This window comes from Pseudomonas sp. IPO3774 (assembly GCF_013386835.1).
Taxonomy (GTDB): Bacteria; Pseudomonadota; Gammaproteobacteria; order Pseudomonadales; family Pseudomonadaceae; genus Aquipseudomonas.
Window position 1 is genome coordinate 356,366 of record NZ_JACAQY010000034.1, and the last position, 14,351, is coordinate 370,716.

14 protein-coding genes are annotated in these 14,351 nt (G+C 60.8%); 6 read left to right on the plus strand and 8 right to left on the minus strand.

Annotated features, from left to right (window positions below):
- Positions 1-8: 8 nt before the first annotated feature.
- The gene (locus tag HYE77_RS19725; protein WP_087693475.1) at positions 9-938 is read left to right on the plus strand and encodes a LysR family transcriptional regulator; all 930 of its coding nucleotides are present in this window, start codon (positions 9-11) and stop codon (positions 936-938) included.
- A gap of 138 nt (positions 939-1,076) precedes the next feature.
- On the plus strand, positions 1,077-1,769 hold the full coding sequence (locus tag HYE77_RS19730; protein ID WP_134325675.1) for a helix-turn-helix transcriptional regulator: 693 nt from the start codon (positions 1,077-1,079) through the stop codon (positions 1,767-1,769).
- Here HYE77_RS19730 and HYE77_RS19735 read toward each other — a convergent pair.
- Complete coding sequence (locus HYE77_RS19735) at positions 1,766-2,719, minus strand: adenosine deaminase (RefSeq protein ID WP_008430770.1); 954 nt, start codon at positions 2,717-2,719, stop codon at positions 1,766-1,768. The two genes, HYE77_RS19730 and HYE77_RS19735, sit on opposite strands and share 4 nt — an antisense overlap.
- Before the next feature lie 194 nt (positions 2,720-2,913).
- Between HYE77_RS19735 and HYE77_RS19740 the strand changes: the two genes are divergently transcribed.
- Complete coding sequence (locus tag HYE77_RS19740) at positions 2,914-4,002, plus strand: calcium:proton antiporter (protein ID WP_003211166.1); 1,089 nt, start codon at positions 2,914-2,916, stop codon at positions 4,000-4,002.
- A gap of 155 nt (positions 4,003-4,157) precedes the next feature.
- On the opposite strand, the gene HYE77_RS19745 is transcribed toward HYE77_RS19740, so the two are convergent.
- From HYE77_RS19745 to HYE77_RS19755, 3 genes are all read right to left on the minus strand, one after another.
- Positions 4,158-5,516, minus strand: coding sequence for an 8-oxoguanine deaminase (locus HYE77_RS19745; RefSeq protein WP_177069154.1), 1,359 nt, complete (start codon positions 5,514-5,516; stop codon positions 4,158-4,160).
- Between the two features lie 145 nt (positions 5,517-5,661).
- Positions 5,662-6,348, minus strand: coding sequence for an SDR family oxidoreductase (locus HYE77_RS19750; protein WP_177069155.1), 687 nt, complete (start codon positions 6,346-6,348; stop codon positions 5,662-5,664).
- A gap of 26 nt (positions 6,349-6,374) precedes the next feature.
- Positions 6,375-6,725: a MerR family transcriptional regulator gene (locus tag HYE77_RS19755; protein WP_177069156.1), complete on the minus strand. Its 351-nt coding sequence runs from the start codon at positions 6,723-6,725 to the stop codon at positions 6,375-6,377.
- Positions 6,726-6,808: 83 nt separating this feature from the next.
- Between HYE77_RS19755 and HYE77_RS19760 the strand changes: the two genes are divergently transcribed.
- Positions 6,809-7,201 (plus strand): hypothetical protein, encoded by a 393-nt coding sequence (locus HYE77_RS19760; protein WP_102605233.1) that lies wholly within the window; start codon positions 6,809-6,811, stop codon positions 7,199-7,201.
- A gap of 290 nt (positions 7,202-7,491) precedes the next feature.
- Here HYE77_RS19760 and HYE77_RS19765 read toward each other — a convergent pair whose 3' ends face one another.
- The 4 genes from HYE77_RS19765 to HYE77_RS19780 form a co-directional block, all read right to left on the minus strand.
- Complete coding sequence (locus HYE77_RS19765; RefSeq protein ID WP_102368022.1) at positions 7,492-8,073, minus strand: YigZ family protein; 582 nt, start codon at positions 8,071-8,073, stop codon at positions 7,492-7,494.
- A gap of 12 nt (positions 8,074-8,085) precedes the next feature.
- Positions 8,086-8,745, minus strand: coding sequence for a TetR/AcrR family transcriptional regulator (locus HYE77_RS19770; RefSeq protein ID WP_003211175.1), 660 nt, complete (start codon positions 8,743-8,745; stop codon positions 8,086-8,088).
- 87 nt (positions 8,746-8,832) lie between these two features.
- Positions 8,833-10,227 carry a uracil-xanthine permease family protein gene (locus tag HYE77_RS19775; RefSeq protein ID WP_177069157.1) on the minus strand — a complete coding sequence of 465 codons (1,395 nt, stop codon included), beginning with the start codon at positions 10,225-10,227 and terminating at the stop codon, positions 8,833-8,835.
- 86 nt (positions 10,228-10,313) lie between these two features.
- Positions 10,314-11,234 carry a LysR family transcriptional regulator gene (locus HYE77_RS19780; protein ID WP_087693467.1) on the minus strand — a complete coding sequence of 307 codons (921 nt, stop codon included), beginning with the start codon at positions 11,232-11,234 and terminating at the stop codon, positions 10,314-10,316.
- Positions 11,235-11,359: 125 nt separating this feature from the next.
- On the opposite strand from HYE77_RS19780, the gene HYE77_RS19785 reads away from it, so the two are divergent.
- Positions 11,360-12,709, plus strand: a complete 1,350-nt coding sequence (locus tag HYE77_RS19785; protein ID WP_008430786.1) for an aspartate aminotransferase family protein — start codon at positions 11,360-11,362, stop codon at positions 12,707-12,709.
- Positions 12,710-12,748: 39 nt separating this feature from the next.
- Positions 12,749-14,242 carry a CoA-acylating methylmalonate-semialdehyde dehydrogenase gene (locus HYE77_RS19790; RefSeq protein ID WP_177069158.1) on the plus strand — a complete coding sequence of 498 codons (1,494 nt, stop codon included), beginning with the start codon at positions 12,749-12,751 and terminating at the stop codon, positions 14,240-14,242.
- Positions 14,243-14,351 lie beyond the last annotated feature (109 nt).

Consider the following 14,351-nt stretch of genomic DNA (forward strand, 5'->3'; position numbering starts at 1 on the left):
CGGTCGGCGTGCTGCGTTTTGATGACTTGCAGTTGTTTGTGCGTGCGGCAGACCTGGGCAGCCTTTCGGCGGCAGCACGGGTGATGGACATGTCGGCGGCGGTGGCCAGCGCGGCGTTGAAGCGCATCGAGCAGCAGTTGGGCGCACGGTTGTTGGCGCGTTCCACCCGCAGCCTGCGCCTGACGGCCGAGGGCGAAGGCTTCCTGGAGTACGCCCGGGCCGCCTTGAGCAGCCTGGATGAAGGCCGGCGGTTGTTGGCCAGCGGCCAGGATCAGGTCAGCGGGGTGCTTCAACTCTCGGCGCCGTCGGACTTTGGCCGTAACCAGTTGTTGCCCTGGCTCGATGAGTTCCAGCGCGAATACCCCGACCTGAGCGTACGCCTGTTGTTGGGCGACCGGATTGCCGACCTGTTCCGCCAGCCGGTGGATATCGCCCTGCGCTACGGCGAACCCGAAGACTCCAGCCTGATCGCGTTGCCCATCGCCCCGGACAACTGCCGCGTGCTCTGCGCTGCTCCCAGCTATCTGGCGCGGCACGGCGAGCCGCGCCACCTGGAGCAACTGACCCAGCACAATTGCCTGCTGTACATGCTCGGCAGCCGGGTGCATGACCATTGGGGGTTTAACGATGGCAAGCGTGATGTCGGCCTGACGGTGACCGGCGACCGCTTCAGTGATGATGCCGATGTGGTGCGACGCTGGGCGGTGGCGGGGGTAGGTATCGCCTACAAGTCCTGGCTGGATGTCAGCTCGGATGTGCTGGCGGGGCGCCTGCGGCTGATCCTGCCGGAGCTGCGGGGCGAACGTACGCCGCTCAATCTGTTGTGTGCCCATCGCGCGCAACTGAGCAAGCCGATCAATCTTCTGCGGGAAATGCTCGTTGCCCGTTGTGCGACATTGACTGCGCAATTGCCGGAGCGATCAGCCTCTACACCATAACCCTGGGGATATCGGGAAATTTCCTTCAGCTTCTGTCCTTGGTTGCGCTGTAAGACGGCACGGAACCCGGCGTTTTCACGCTTATACTTTTCCGCCAGACGCAGCAGACAAATGATTCAACAGGGAGTGAATGAGCACATGGAACAGGCACCTTGCATCAGTCAGATCGCCACCTTGCTGGCCGACCCGAAACGCACCGCGATGGTGTGGGCATTGATGGACGGCTCGGCCAAACCCTCCGATGAATTGGCGGCACTTGCCGGGCTGTCATCGGCCTCGGCGAATGCGCATCTGACGCGATTGACGGCCGGTGGCCTGTTGCGTGTCGAAGCCCGCAGCGGCAAACGCTTTTTCCGGGTGGCCGCCGCCGATGTGGCGGCCGCCGTGGATGCATTGGCCTGCACCACGATGGCCAGCGTCGCCCGCAGCACGCCCATTCATTCGCGGTCATTGACTGCGCCTGCGGCTTTACGGCGAGCGCGGCTGTGCCATGGTCACCTGGGGGGCGAGCTGGCAGCGGGTTTGTATCAACGGATGATGGCGGCCGGGTGGATCGAGCGCGCGGAACAGCGTACGGACGTGACGCCGTCAGGTGCGCGCAAACTCGCAGCGCTGGGGATTTTTACCCAGGCACTGGCTCAGCCGATCGTGTGCGATTGTTTTGATTGGAGCGAACAGCAGCCACACTTGGGCGGTGCGTTGGGGGCCGCGTTGTTGCAGTTGTGCCTGCAGTCGAACTGGGTCAGCGTGATCAATGAGTCCCAGGCGTTGCAGGTCAGTGAAGCCGGGCAACTGGAAATTGCCCGGCTCGCCAGACCGGTCGCTGATTAAGGCTTGACCAACCGTGCATCCAGGCTGTTTTGCGCCAGGCGTTTGGCCTGGTCCTGGGTCATGCCCAGCGAGGTGTACAGCGCATGGAAGTTCTCGGTGACATAACCGCCGAAGTACGCCGGATCGTCCGAGTTCACCGTCACTTTCACCCCACGCTCAAGCATGTCGAGGATGTTGTGCTGGGACATGTCGTCGAACACGCAGAGCTTGGTGTTGGACAACGGGCACACCGTCAGCGGGATCTGTTCGTCGATGATCCGCTGCATCAGGCGCTCGTCTTCAATGGCGCGTACGCCATGGTCGATACGCTGGATCTTCAGCAGGTCGATGGCTTCCCAGATGTACTCCGGCGGGCCTTCTTCACCGGCGTGGGCGACGGTCAGGAAACCTTCGTGACGGGCACGATCAAACACGCGCTGGAACTTGCTCGGTGGGTGGCCCATTTCCGAGCTGTCCAGGCCCACGGCAACAAACGCATCACGGAATGGCAGTGCCTGGTCGAGGGTTTTTTCGGCCTCTTCTTCGCTCAAGTGGCGCAGGAAGCTCAAGATCAAACCGCTGGTGATGCCCAGTTGTTGCTCGCCGTCTTTCAAGGCGGCGGCAATGCCGTTGAGCACCACTTCGAACGGTACGCCACGGTCGGTGTGGGTCTGTGGGTCGAAGAACGGTTCGGTGTGGATCACGTTCTGCGCCTTGCAGCGCAGCAGGTAGGCCCAGGTCAGGTCGTAGAAATCCTGGGAAGTGCGCAGTACATCGGCGCCCTTGTAGTAGAGGTCGAGAAACTCTTGCAGGTTGTTGAAGGCGTAGGCCTTGCGCAGGGTTTCGACGTCGTTCCACGGCAGCGCGATCTTGTTGCGTTCGGCCAGGGCGAACAGCAGCTCAGGCTCCAGCGAGCCTTCCAGGTGCAGGTGCAATTCAGCCTTGGGCAGGGCGTTGAGCCAATCGTACATTTATAAATTCTCATCAGGTGCAATGGCGGCATTCTACAGGCGCACGCCGAAATAATCGGCAAAACCTGACCAAGCGGTGAGCATCCACAGGCACCGTGCAAGCAGTGCATGAACTAAGGTGTAACGAAACGTTAGCGGCGCGGTGCAGTCTGTACCCCATCAATGACGGATTCGCCGCGTTCAAAAGGCCTGCAATGCTCACATCTATCAAGCAAGAAAAATTCATGCTGCTGGCGCTGATTGCCGCCATCGCTGCCTACCCGCTGGAGCACTGGATGCTGCACAGCGGGCAGATGGTGGCGCTGTTGGCTGGCATAGCGCTGATCGGCTTTATCGTCGTGGCCTCGATGCGCGTGGCCCATCACGCCGAGCAACTGGCGGAAAAGGTCGGCGACCCCTACGGCACCATGATCCTGACCCTCGCCGCCGTGCTGGTGGAAGTGGTGATCCTGGCGATCATGATGAGCAACGAGCCCTCGCCGACCCTGGTGCGCGACACTATTTATTCGGCGGTGATGCTCGACATCAACGGCATCCTCGGCCTGGCTGCACTGATGGGCGGCATCAAGCATGGTGAACAGTCCTACAACGACGATTCGGCGCGCACCTACAGCGTGATGATCCTTACCGCCATGGGTGTGTCGATGGTGGTGCCGGAATTTATCCCCGAGGCCGACTGGAAAATTTACTCGGCCTTCACCATCGGCGCGATGGTAGTGCTCTACACGTTGTTCCTGCGGATGCAGGTGGGGCCCCACAGTTATTTCTTCAGCTACAGCTACCCGGAAAAACGCCGCAAGAAACAGCCGGAAGAAGAGTCGCCGCCGATCAACCTGGCGTTTTCCATCGGGACGTTGGTGTTTGGCGTGATCGTGATTGGCGCGTTGGCCGAGGTGATGTCCAAGACCCTCGACCTAGGCCTGGAAGGCACGGGGGCTCCACCGGTAATCACGGCGATCATCGTGGCCGCGATTTCCGCCGCCCCGGAGATTTTGACCGCGTTGCGCGCAGCGCTGGCCAACCGCATGCAGTCGGTGGTGAACATCGCGCTGGGGGCTTCTCTGTCGACGGTGATTTTGACCGTGCCGGTGATGGAAGCCATGGCCTTGTACACCGGCCAGCCGTTTCAGATGGCGATGACGCCGGTGCAGACCGTGATGGTGTTTATCACGCTGATTGTCAGTGCGATCAACCTCAACGATGGCGAAACCAACGCCATCGAAGGGATGACCCATTTTGTGTTGTTTGCGACGTTTATCATGCTGTCGCTGCTTGGACTGTAACCAATCCTGAAAACACCGCAGAAATAATTGTGGAAACCGGGCTTGTGTGGGAGCGGGCTTGCTCGCGAATACGGAGTGTCAGTCGCCAGATATGTTGACTGACCCAACGCATTCGCGAGCAAGCCCGCTCCCACATTTGAAAAGTGTTTCTTCAGTTAAGTCTGGTTGATCAGTTCCCGCGCCGCCTGGCTGTGATCGGCAATCAAGCCTTTCAGGTCCAATCCTTCGACCTGCCCGTCGATCACCCGCCATTTGCCGCCGACCATCACCCGGTCCGCTCGGTCGGCGCCACACAGCAGCAGCGCAGAGATCGGGTCATGGCTGCCGGAGAAGCGCAGTTCATCGAGCTTGAACAACGCCAGGTCGGCAAGTTTGCCTACGGCCAGTTCGCCGATATCGGCGCGACCGAGTAACTGCGCCGAACCTTTTGTCGCCCAACCCAACACCCGTTCCGGGGTGATCTTCTCTGCCCCGTAACGCAGGCGCTGGATGTACAGGGCCTGGCGCGTTTCGAGGATCATGTTCGATGCATCATTGGACGCCGAACCGTCCACCCCCAGGCCAATCGGTGCGCCGGCGGCCAGCAGGTCCAGCGTTGGGCATATCCCGGAAGCCAGGCGCATGTTCGAGCTCGGGCAATGGCAGATGCCGGTACCGGCAGCTCCGAGGCGTGCGATTTCTTCAGGGTTGAAGTGAATCCCGTGGGCCAGCCACGTGCGCGGGCCTAGCCAGCCGACGCTGTCGAGGTAATCCACGGTGCGCAGGCCGAAACGCTGCAGGCAGAAGTCTTCTTCGTCGAGGGTTTCCGCCAGGTGGGTATGCAGGCGCACGTCGAGGTGGTTGGCCAGCTCGGCGCTGGCTTCCATGATTTCCGGGGTGACGGAAAACGGCGAGCAGGGCGCCAGGGCGATCTGGATTTGTGCGCCGTCACCGCGCTCGTGGTACTGGCGGATCAGGCGGCGGCTGTCTTCCAGAATCACTTCGCCTTGCTGCACGGTTTGTTGCGGTGGCAGCCCGCCGTCGGCCTCGCCCAGGCTCATGGAGCCGCGGGTGAGCATGGCGCGCATGCCCAGTTCGCGCACGCTGTCGACCTGCACGTCGATCGCCTGTTCCAGGCCGTCCGGGAACAGGTAGTGGTGGTCTGCCGCCGTGGTGCAGCCCGAGAGCAGCAGTTCGGCCAGGGCCACTTTGCTCGCCAGGGCGAGTTTTTCCGGGGTGAGTCGGGCCCAGACTGGATACAGGGTTTTCAACCAGGGAAACAGCGGCTGGTTGACCACCGGCGCCCAGGCGCGGGTCAGGGTTTGATAGAAGTGATGGTGGGTGTTGATCAGCCCCGGAAGCACCACATGCTCGCGGGCATCGAATACTTGTCCACAGGGCACGGCGGGTTCTTGGCCCCAGCCCAGCACTTCGGTGATCACACCGTCTTGCAGCACCAGGCCGCCACGGGCGTCGAGGCCATTGGCAGTGAAAATCGCGAGGGGGTTTTTTAACCAGATACGGGTCGCAGGCATTGGCCGGCTCCTCTGAATGATGGGTTCAGGTTTGCCAGCTCAGTGTTGCCCTGTCTGCTGATCCAGGGTCGCCGGGGAGGGCGAGGTGCGCAGTTTACGTGTGGATCGTTATCGACGGCAATCGGCCGATAACGATCCCGGTTTTTTACCAGGCGATGGTGTCGCCCTTGTAGTCCACAAAGTGATGGCCGCCCTTGCCGGTGTAGGCATTCACCTGGTCAACCAGGCCGCGCACGCTGGTGGGCACGTCGATGTGGGCGTTTTCGCCACCCATGTCGGTCTTCACCCAGCCCGGGTGCAACGACAGCACGGTCAGTTTCTGATCGCCCAATTGGGTGACGAAGCTGTTGGTCATGGAGTTGAGGGCGGCCTTGCTGGCCTTGTACAGCGCCAGGTCCGAGCCGTCGGGAATGGTCACACTGCCCAGGATCGAACTCATGAAGGCCAGCACGCCGGTGCCTGGGCGGATCTGCCCGATAAAACGCTGGGCCAGGTTGATCGGCGCCACGGCGTTGGTGAAAAACAGTTGGCCGACTTCAGCCAGGGTGGCGTGGCCCGGTTCCTGGTTGGCCGGGCCTTTGACACCTGCGTTGACGAACAGCAGGTCGAAGGTTTTTTCCTTGAGGCGCTGGCTGAGGGCGATTACCGCCTGCTGGTCATCCATGTCGAGCTTTTCGATTTGCACCTCGCCCAAGGCCTTCAAGGCATCGGCCTTTTGCGGGTCGCGCACGGTGGCGGTCACCTCCCAGCCGTCCGCCAGCAGTTGCTTGGCCAGGCCAAGGCCCAGGCCCCGGGAGGCGCCGATAATCAGTGCGGTTTTTGAAGTGGACATGAATGGCTTCCTTTGACGGTGGAGGTTCACGGGTTCAGTGGACAACGCTGGCCGAGCCTTTGCTGCAACTCTTGGCGCAGTTGGTCGAGTTCGGCGATGCGGGTTTCGATCAGGTTGAGCTTGTCTTGCAGGAGCTGGGTCACGGCGCTGTCGGGGTCTGGAGCTTGCCATAATGCGCCGACGCTGTTGCCGATTTCACCCAGGCTGAAGCCCAGGCGCTGGGCGGTCTTGATGTGCAGCACCAGTTGCACCATGTCGGCGGGGTAGTCACGGTAACCGTTGGCACTGCGTTGCGCGGCAATCAGCCCGCGTTGCTCGTAGAAACGCAGGGTGTCGCGACTGACCTGGCTGGCCTGGGCTAATTCGCCGATACGCATGTAGAGGGCTCAAGGGGGCTTGACCCTGGAGCATACTCCAGGCTTTAGCCTGCTGGCTTCTTGAATTTAAGGAGCTTACGGCTATGTGGACCGCACACCAATACCGTCGACTGGTTCGGGCCAGCGGTTGGTACGACCTGATCGTCACCGCCGCACTGGTCACACCCTGGACGTTTGTCCTGCTGCATAACGCCCTGGTGGCGTTGAACCTGCCCGGCGAGCTGCCGCCGTTCGCGCCTGTGCATATGTTGATGGCGAACCTGATGGGCTCGATTGTCTGCGTGTGGTCGGTGCTACGAATCCGCGACCCACAAGCGATCTTTGGCCGCTACGACGCCGCCGGCCGAGTGCTGTTTGCCACCTGGCAGATCTACGCGCTGGCCCATGGTGCCAGTACTGTATTGGTGATTGTCGTGGTGTTTGAAGTGCTGTGGGCGGTGGCTCAGTTGATACCGGTGCGCCGAGTAACAAGTTGATCAAAAAATGCTCAGTTGTGCAGGAACGTTGCAGGCTCTGCTGCGGGGTGACTCTTGCACGGGTTATCCACAGTAATTGTGCGCAAGCGTGACCGGTGGATATAAGCGCTGTGGCCCTTTGTTCTAAAGGACATAACCCGCCTAACTGACTGTTTTTGAGCTGGATTAATACTTTCGTGCAGTGCCTTGAACAAAAACTGTACAACCGCCTGAAACCCTTGTGACAGAAGGGTTACAGGCGAGTGTGCTCAGGTTATCCACAGGCAGGTGCACAGTAGATGTGGGCAGTTTCAGCGCTCCAGCAGAATGCGCCCGCGACTCAGGTCGGCGAGCTGCGCTTGCAGGGTGTCGATATGTGCCTCGCCGAGGGCCAGCTGCAGGTCGACGCCATTGGCGGTGAAGGTTTCTTCCATCACCAGCCCACCCAGTTCGGCCACTCGCAGCTTCACCAACTGCAGCTCGGCAAAACCACAGGAGCAGCTCAGCGGCACCCGTTTGATCAGCTCGACGCGTTCGGCGGCTTGCAGGCATTTGTTCGCGCCGCCGCCATAGGCGCGGGCCAGGCCGCCGGTGCCCAGTTGGATGCCGCCGTACCAGCGGATCACCAGCACCACGACCTGGTCGCAATCCTGCGCTTCGATCGCGGCCAGGATCGGGCGCCCGGCCGTCCCGCCGGGTTCGCCGTCGTCGTTGCTGCGGTATTGATCGCCGAGTTTCCAGGCCCAGCAGTTGTGCGTGGCGTTCAGGTCGCTGTGCTGGTCGATGAAGGCCTGGGCGTCCTGGGGGCTGCTGATCGGGGCGGCGAGGGTAATGAAGCGGCTTTTGCGAATTTCTTCGCGAAACTCGCAAAGGCCGGTAAGCGTGAAAGGCATGGGTAACTTCGTTTAGAGGGCCGGCTTGATGCCACAGCCTTTGAGAATGATGTGGATAAGGTTGGTGCCGGCGTCTTCCATGTCCTGCTTGGTCAGCTTGGTGCGCCCGGTCACGCGGCAGATCTGGGTGGCAAAGTCGGCGTAATGCTGGGTGCTGCCCCACAGCAGGAAGATCAGGTGCACCGGGTCGATAGGGTCCATCTTGCCGGCGTCGATCCAGGCCTGGAATACCGCCGCACGGCCGCTGAACCAGGCGCGGTAGTCCTGGCTGAAATATTCGGTCAGGCACTCACCGCCGCTGATGATCTCCATCGCGAAGATCCGCGAGGCTTGTGGCTGGCGCCGGGAGAATTCCATCTTGGTGCGGATATAGCGGGTCAGGGCGGCCGCCGGGTCATCCTCGGCGGTCAGGGTGTTGAAGGTGCTGTCCCACAATTCGAGGATGTTGCTGAGCACCGCGATGTACAGGCCCAGCTTGTTGGTGAAGTAGTAGTGCAAGTTGGCTTTCGGCAACCCGGCACTCGCCGCGATGGTGTTCATGCTGGTGCCTTTGTAGCCATGACGGGCGAACTCGTCTTCGGCGGCCTGCAAAATCGCTTGTTCGTTCTTTTGGCGAATGCGGCTTGCAGGTTTTCCGGCGTGGTTGCTGTGGGCAGGAACTTCGAGGCTCATGGAGGTTTCCGTGCAGATCGATGAAGGCGACGTGTGCACAGATAACCCACCCTCAAGCCCCAGACAAGTCCCGATACGATAAAACCCTTAAAGCGGCTTCAGAGTGTCGCTTTCCAGGGTCCGGTTTGCGGCATCCACGGGAGCCTTGGCTTCAGGTAGCAGCAGGCACAATACGATGGCGGTCAGGCCGCCGCTGGTGATGGCCGAGTCGAACAGGTTCTGCACCAGGGTTGGCATCAGGTGCAGCAGGTTCGGTTGCGCCGCGATCCCCAGGCCGACGCCGAACGAGGTGGCGATGATCAGCATGCTGCGCCGATCCAGCGGGGCCTGGGCGAGAATGCGCACGCCGGCCGCCGCTACGCTGCCGAACATCATCAGGGTTGCGCCGCCCAGCACCGGCTTGGGGATTTGCTGCAGCACCGCACCAATCAACGGAAACAGCCCGAGGCAAAACAGTACCGCGCCGATGTACAAGCCGACGTAACGGCTGGCCACGCCGGTCAGCTGGATCACGCCGTTGTTCTGGGCGAATGTGGTGTTGGGAAAGGCACTGAAGGTGGCGGCGATCATGCAACTGATGCCATCTCCCAGTACGCCACCCTTGAGTCGGCTTATATAGGAAGGGCCGCTGATGGGCTGGCGGGCGATCATGCAATTGGCAGTGAGGTCGCCGACGGTTTCGATGGTGCTGATCAGATAAATCAGTGCTACCGGCAGGAAAGCGCTCCAATCGAAGTTGAAACCGAAGTGGAACGGTGTAGGCAGGCTGATCAATGGCAAGTCAGGCAAGGCTTGGGGCACCAACTTGCCGCTGAACCAGGCGGCGAGGCTGCCCAGTGCGAGGCCGATGATGATGGCGGAGAGCCGTACCCATGGCGTGTTCGAGCGGTTCAGCAGGATGATGGTCAGTACCACGAACAGGCCGAGTGCCAGGTTGGTTGGCGCGCCGAAGTCCGGGGCATTGAAGCCGCCTCCAAGGTCAGTGATGCCGACCTTGATCAGGCTGATGCCGATCAGTGTGATGACGATGCCGGTCACCAGCGGCGTGATTACCCTTTTGAGCTGACCGATGAAACGGCTCAACACGACCTGCACTGCGGCGCCAAAGAAGCAGATACCGAAAATCATCGCCAGGATGTCTTCCGGGCTGCCGCCGCGTTGCTTGACCAGAAACCCGGCCGACAATACGGCGCCGAGAAACGCGAAGCTGGTGCCCTGCAGGCAGATCATCCCGGCGCCAATGCCAAACGGCCTGCGCGCCTGGATGAAGGTGCCCACACCGGAAACCATCAATGCCATGCTGATCAGGTAGGGCAGGTGGGCGGTCAGGCCCAGGGTAGAGCCGATGATCAGCGGCGGGGTGATGATGCCGACGAAGGCAGCCAACACATGCTGCAACGCGGCAAGCAATGCAGGCAAAGGTTTGGGCCGATCGTTGAGGCCGTAGATCAGGTCGCTGGGGGTGTTGGATTCTGGCGTCATGGCGGGGAACTCATGGCTGACGGTTCGAGATCCCCTTGTCTTGCAAAAAGCTGTCCAGCTGCTCAGGTTTTTCTGTAAGGCCCGTGTTAGCGCGTTGCGGCCAGACTTTCGAGAAAACTTTCCAGCACCAAATGAGGGCGACGGCCCTTGCGCGTGACCGAAGCGAGGCTCAAATCGTAAAAACGTGTAGCCGGTTTCAGCGCGCGCAGTCGGCCTTGTTGTACCCACAGGCTGGCGTAGTGGTCGGGCAGGTAGCCGATGTAGCGGCCGGTCAGGATCAGGAAGGCCATGCCCTCGCGGTCCGAGGCACTGGCGGTGCAATTGAGTGCCTGGTAGTGCGCCTGGATATCCGCGGGCAGGCGGAAGGTCGGGGCGATGGCGTCCTGGCTGTTGACGCGGTCGTCGTCCAGTTGCTTGTCGTCGGCGTAAAACAGCGGGTGGCCCACTGCGCAATAGAGCAGCGAGCGTTCGCTGTACAGCGGCTGGTATTCAAGTCCCGACAAGGCGCTGGCCTGGGGGACTACGCCGACATGCAGGCGGCCGTCGAGCACCCCTTGTTCGACTTCATTGGGGGCGATCATGCGGATCTGGATCTGTACATCCGGGCCGCGTTCCTTCAACTGTGCCAGGGCGTGGGTGATGCGCATGTGGGGCAGGGTGACCAGATTGTCGGTCAGGCCGATGATCAGTTCGCCGCGCAAGTGTTGGTGCAGGCCGTTGACCTCGGTGCGAAAACTTTCCAGGGCGCTGAGCAGCTGCAGTGCCGACTGGTAAACCTCGCGTCCTTCCTCGGTCAGGGAAAACCCCGCCCGCCCGCGTTGGCACAGGCGCAGGCCAAGGCGCTGTTCAAGATCACTCATTTGCTGGCTGATGGCCGAGCGGCCAATCCCCAGAACGGTTTCCGCCGCCGAGAAGCCACCGCACTCCACCACGCTGCGAAAGATGCGCAACAGGCGGATATCGAAGTCGCTGACTTGGGCCAGTGGGTCGGGTCGACGGCTGCTCATAGTTTAGTGAAGGCCTGACTGAAGGTTAGAAGAGTTGGATTTCACCGACTTTATCCCCGTGGCAATTTAGCTGCAACAACGCTTTTCAATCCCGACGCTGCCTTTTGCCTTGCGAGGTTTTGCTCATGAACATGCCCGAAAACGCTCCGTCCACCCTGGCCAGCCAACTGAAGCTGGACGCGCACTGGATGCCGTACACCGCCAACCGCAACTTTCATCGTGACCCGCGCCTGATCGTGGCAGCTGAAGGCAGCTGGTTGACCGATGACAAGGGGCGCAAGGTGTATGACTCGCTGTCGGGTCTGTGGACCTGCGGCGCCGGGCACACTCGCAAGGAAATCCAGGAAGCGGTCTCCAAGCAACTGGGTACGTTGGACTACTCGCCGGGCTTCCAATACGGTCATCCTTTGTCGTTCCAGCTGGCAGAAAAGATTACCGACCTGACGCCGGGCAACCTGAACCATGTGTTCTTCACCGACTCCGGCTCCGAGTGCGCCGATACCGCGGTGAAGATGGTGCGTGCGTACTGGCGCCTGAAAGGCCAGGCGACCAAGACCAAGATGATCGGCCGTGCCCGTGGTTATCACGGCGTGAACATCGCCGGTACCAGCCTGGGCGGCGTGAACGGTAACCGTAAGATTTTTGGTCAGGGGCTGATGGATGTTGACCATCTGCCTCACACCCTGCTGGCGAGCAATGCGTTCTCCCGTGGCATGCCGGAGCTGGGCGGGATTGCCTTGGCGGACGAGTTGCTCAAGCTGATCGAGTTGCACGATGCGTCGAACATCGCCGCGGTGTTTGTTGAGCCGATGGCGGGCTCTGCCGGCGTGCTGGTTCCGCCGCAGGGTTACCTGAAGCGTCTGCGTGAGATCTGCGATCAGCACAACATCCTGTTGGTGTTCGACGAAGTGATCACCGGCTTCGGTCGTACCGGTTCGATGTTTGGTGCTGACAGCTTCGGCGTGACCCCGGACCTGATGTGCATTGCCAAGCAAGTCACCAACGGCGCGATCCCGATGGGCGCGGTGATTGCCAGCACCGAGATTTATCAGACGTTCATGAATCAGGCGACGCCTGAGTACGCGGTGGAGTTCCCGCACGGCTACACCTACTCGGCCCACCCGGTTGCCTGCGCGGCTGGCTTGGCGGCACTCGACCTGCTGCAGAAGGAAAACCTGGTGCAGAGCGTGGCCGAAGTCGCACCGCATTTCGAGAATGCGCTGCACGGCCTGAAGGGCAGCAAGAACGTGATCGACATTCGTAACTATGGCCTGGCCGGTGCGATCCAGATTGCCCCGCGTGATGGTGATGCCATCGTGCGTCCGTTCGAAGCGGGCATGGCCTTGTGGAAAGCCGGCTTCTACGTGCGCTTTGGCGGCGACACCCTGCAGTTCGGCCCAACCTTCAACAGCAAACCGCAGGACCTGGATCGCTTGTTCGATGCGGTCGGCGAAGTGCTGAACAAGATCGACTGATTTCTCCTTCTATATAGAACAACTTTTCAGGAGCCCTGCATGAGCCTCATCCAGCATTTGATCAACGGCCAATTGGTCACCGAAAACGGTCGCACTGCCGACGTGTACAACCCGTCGACTGGCCAGGTGATTCACCAGGTGCCGTTGGCCCGCCGTGAAACCATTCAAAGCGCCATCGATTCGGCCAAGGCAGCTTTCCCGGCCTGGCGTAACACGCCACCGGCCAAGCGTGCCCAGGTGATGTTTCGTTTCAAGCAATTGCTTGAGCAGAACGAAGCGCGTATCTCCCAGCTGATCAGCGAAGAGCATGGCAAGACCCTGGAAGATGCGGCCGGTGAGCTCAAGCGCGGGATCGAGAACGTGGAGTACGCGTGCTCGGCGCCGGAAATCCTCAAGGGCGAGTACAGCCGTAACGTTGGCCCGAATATCGATGCCTGGTCTGACTTCCAGCCGTTGGGTGTGGTGGCCGGTATTACGCCGTTCAACTTCCCGGCGATGGTGCCTTTGTGGATGTATCCGCTGGCGATCGTCTGCGGTAACTGCTTCATCCTCAAGCCGTCGGAGCGTGATCCAAGCTCGACGCTGCTGATTGCACAACTGTTGCAGGAAGCTGGCTTGCCTAAAGGCGTGCTGAGTGTGGTGCATGGCGATAAAGGCGCGGTGGATGCGCTGATCGAAGCGCCGGAAGTCAAGGCGTTGAGCTTTGTCGGCTCGACGCCGATCGCCGAGTACATCTATTCCGAAGCCACCAAGCGCGGCAAGCGTGTACAGGCGTTGGGCGGGGCGAAGAACCATGCGGTGCTGATGCCGGATGCGGATCTCGATAACGCTGTCAGTGCCTTGATGGGCGCGGCGTATGGTTCGTGCGGTGAGCGTTGCATGGCGATCTCTGTTGCCGTGTGTGTCGGCGACCAGGTGGCTGACGCATTGGTCGCCAAGCTGGTGCCGCAGATCAAGGCGCTGAAGATTGGTGCGGGCACCACGTGTGGATTGGACATGGGGCCGCTGGTCACTGGCCAGGCGCGCGATAAAGTCAGTGGCTATATAGAGGACGGCGTTTCTTCGGGTGCTGAGTTGGTCGTCGATGGTCGTGGCCTGAGTATTGCCGGTAATGAAGATGGCTTCTTCCTGGGGGGCAGTTTGTTCGACCGCGTGACCCCGCAGATGCGCATCTATAAAGAAGAGATCTTCGGGCCGGTGCTGTGTGTGGTTCGGGTGAACAGCCTGGAAGCGGCCATGCAGTTGATCAACGATCACGAGTACGGCAACGGCACCTGTATCTTCACCCGTGACGGTGAGGCGGCGCGGTTGTTCTGTGACGAGATTGAAGTGGGTATGGTTGGCGTCAACGTGCCGTTGCCGGTGCCGGTGGCTTATCACAGCTTTGGTGGCTGGAAGCGCTCGCTGTTTGGCGACTTGCATGCCTATGGGCCGGATGGGGTGCGGTTCTATACGCGTCGCAAGGCGATTACCCAGCGCTGGCCGCAACGGGCCAGTCATGAGGCGTCGCAGTTTGCCTTTCCTAGCTTGTAGGTTCGGTAAGTAGAAGGCCGGCCCCTTGGGGCCGGCCTTTGCTTTTCAGGGCTTTTTTGACCGATATGACAGTATTGTGAAAAAAGGTGTTGACGGCAGATTCTGGAAG

Excerpts from the sequence above, each read along its gene's own strand:
- HYE77_RS19730 (WP_134325675.1), top strand. The coding sequence starts at position 1,077 with ATGGAACAGGCACCTTGCATCAGTCAGATCGCCACCTTGCTGGCCGAC.
- HYE77_RS19735 (WP_008430770.1), bottom strand. The coding sequence starts at position 2,719 with ATGTACGATTGGCTCAACGCCCTGCCCAAGGCTGAATTGCACCTGCAC.
- HYE77_RS19740 (WP_003211166.1), top strand. The coding sequence starts at position 2,914 with ATGCTCACATCTATCAAGCAAGAAAAATTCATGCTGCTGGCGCTGATT.
- HYE77_RS19745 (WP_177069154.1), bottom strand. The coding sequence starts at position 5,516 with ATGCCTGCGACCCGTATCTGGTTAAAAAACCCCCTCGCGATTTTCACT.
- HYE77_RS19750 (WP_177069155.1), bottom strand. The coding sequence starts at position 6,348 with ATGTCCACTTCAAAAACCGCACTGATTATCGGCGCCTCCCGGGGCCTG.
- HYE77_RS19755 (WP_177069156.1), bottom strand. The coding sequence starts at position 6,725 with ATGCGTATCGGCGAATTAGCCCAGGCCAGCCAGGTCAGTCGCGACACC.
- HYE77_RS19760 (WP_102605233.1), top strand. The coding sequence starts at position 6,809 with ATGTGGACCGCACACCAATACCGTCGACTGGTTCGGGCCAGCGGTTGG.
- HYE77_RS19765 (WP_102368022.1), bottom strand. The coding sequence starts at position 8,073 with ATGCCTTTCACGCTTACCGGCCTTTGCGAGTTTCGCGAAGAAATTCGC.
- HYE77_RS19770 (WP_003211175.1), bottom strand. The coding sequence starts at position 8,745 with ATGAGCCTCGAAGTTCCTGCCCACAGCAACCACGCCGGAAAACCTGCA.
- HYE77_RS19775 (WP_177069157.1), bottom strand. The coding sequence starts at position 10,227 with ATGACGCCAGAATCCAACACCCCCAGCGACCTGATCTACGGCCTCAAC.
- HYE77_RS19780 (WP_087693467.1), bottom strand. The coding sequence starts at position 11,234 with ATGAGCAGCCGTCGACCCGACCCACTGGCCCAAGTCAGCGACTTCGAT.
- HYE77_RS19785 (WP_008430786.1), top strand. The coding sequence starts at position 11,360 with ATGAACATGCCCGAAAACGCTCCGTCCACCCTGGCCAGCCAACTGAAG.
- HYE77_RS19790 (WP_177069158.1), top strand. The coding sequence starts at position 12,749 with ATGAGCCTCATCCAGCATTTGATCAACGGCCAATTGGTCACCGAAAAC.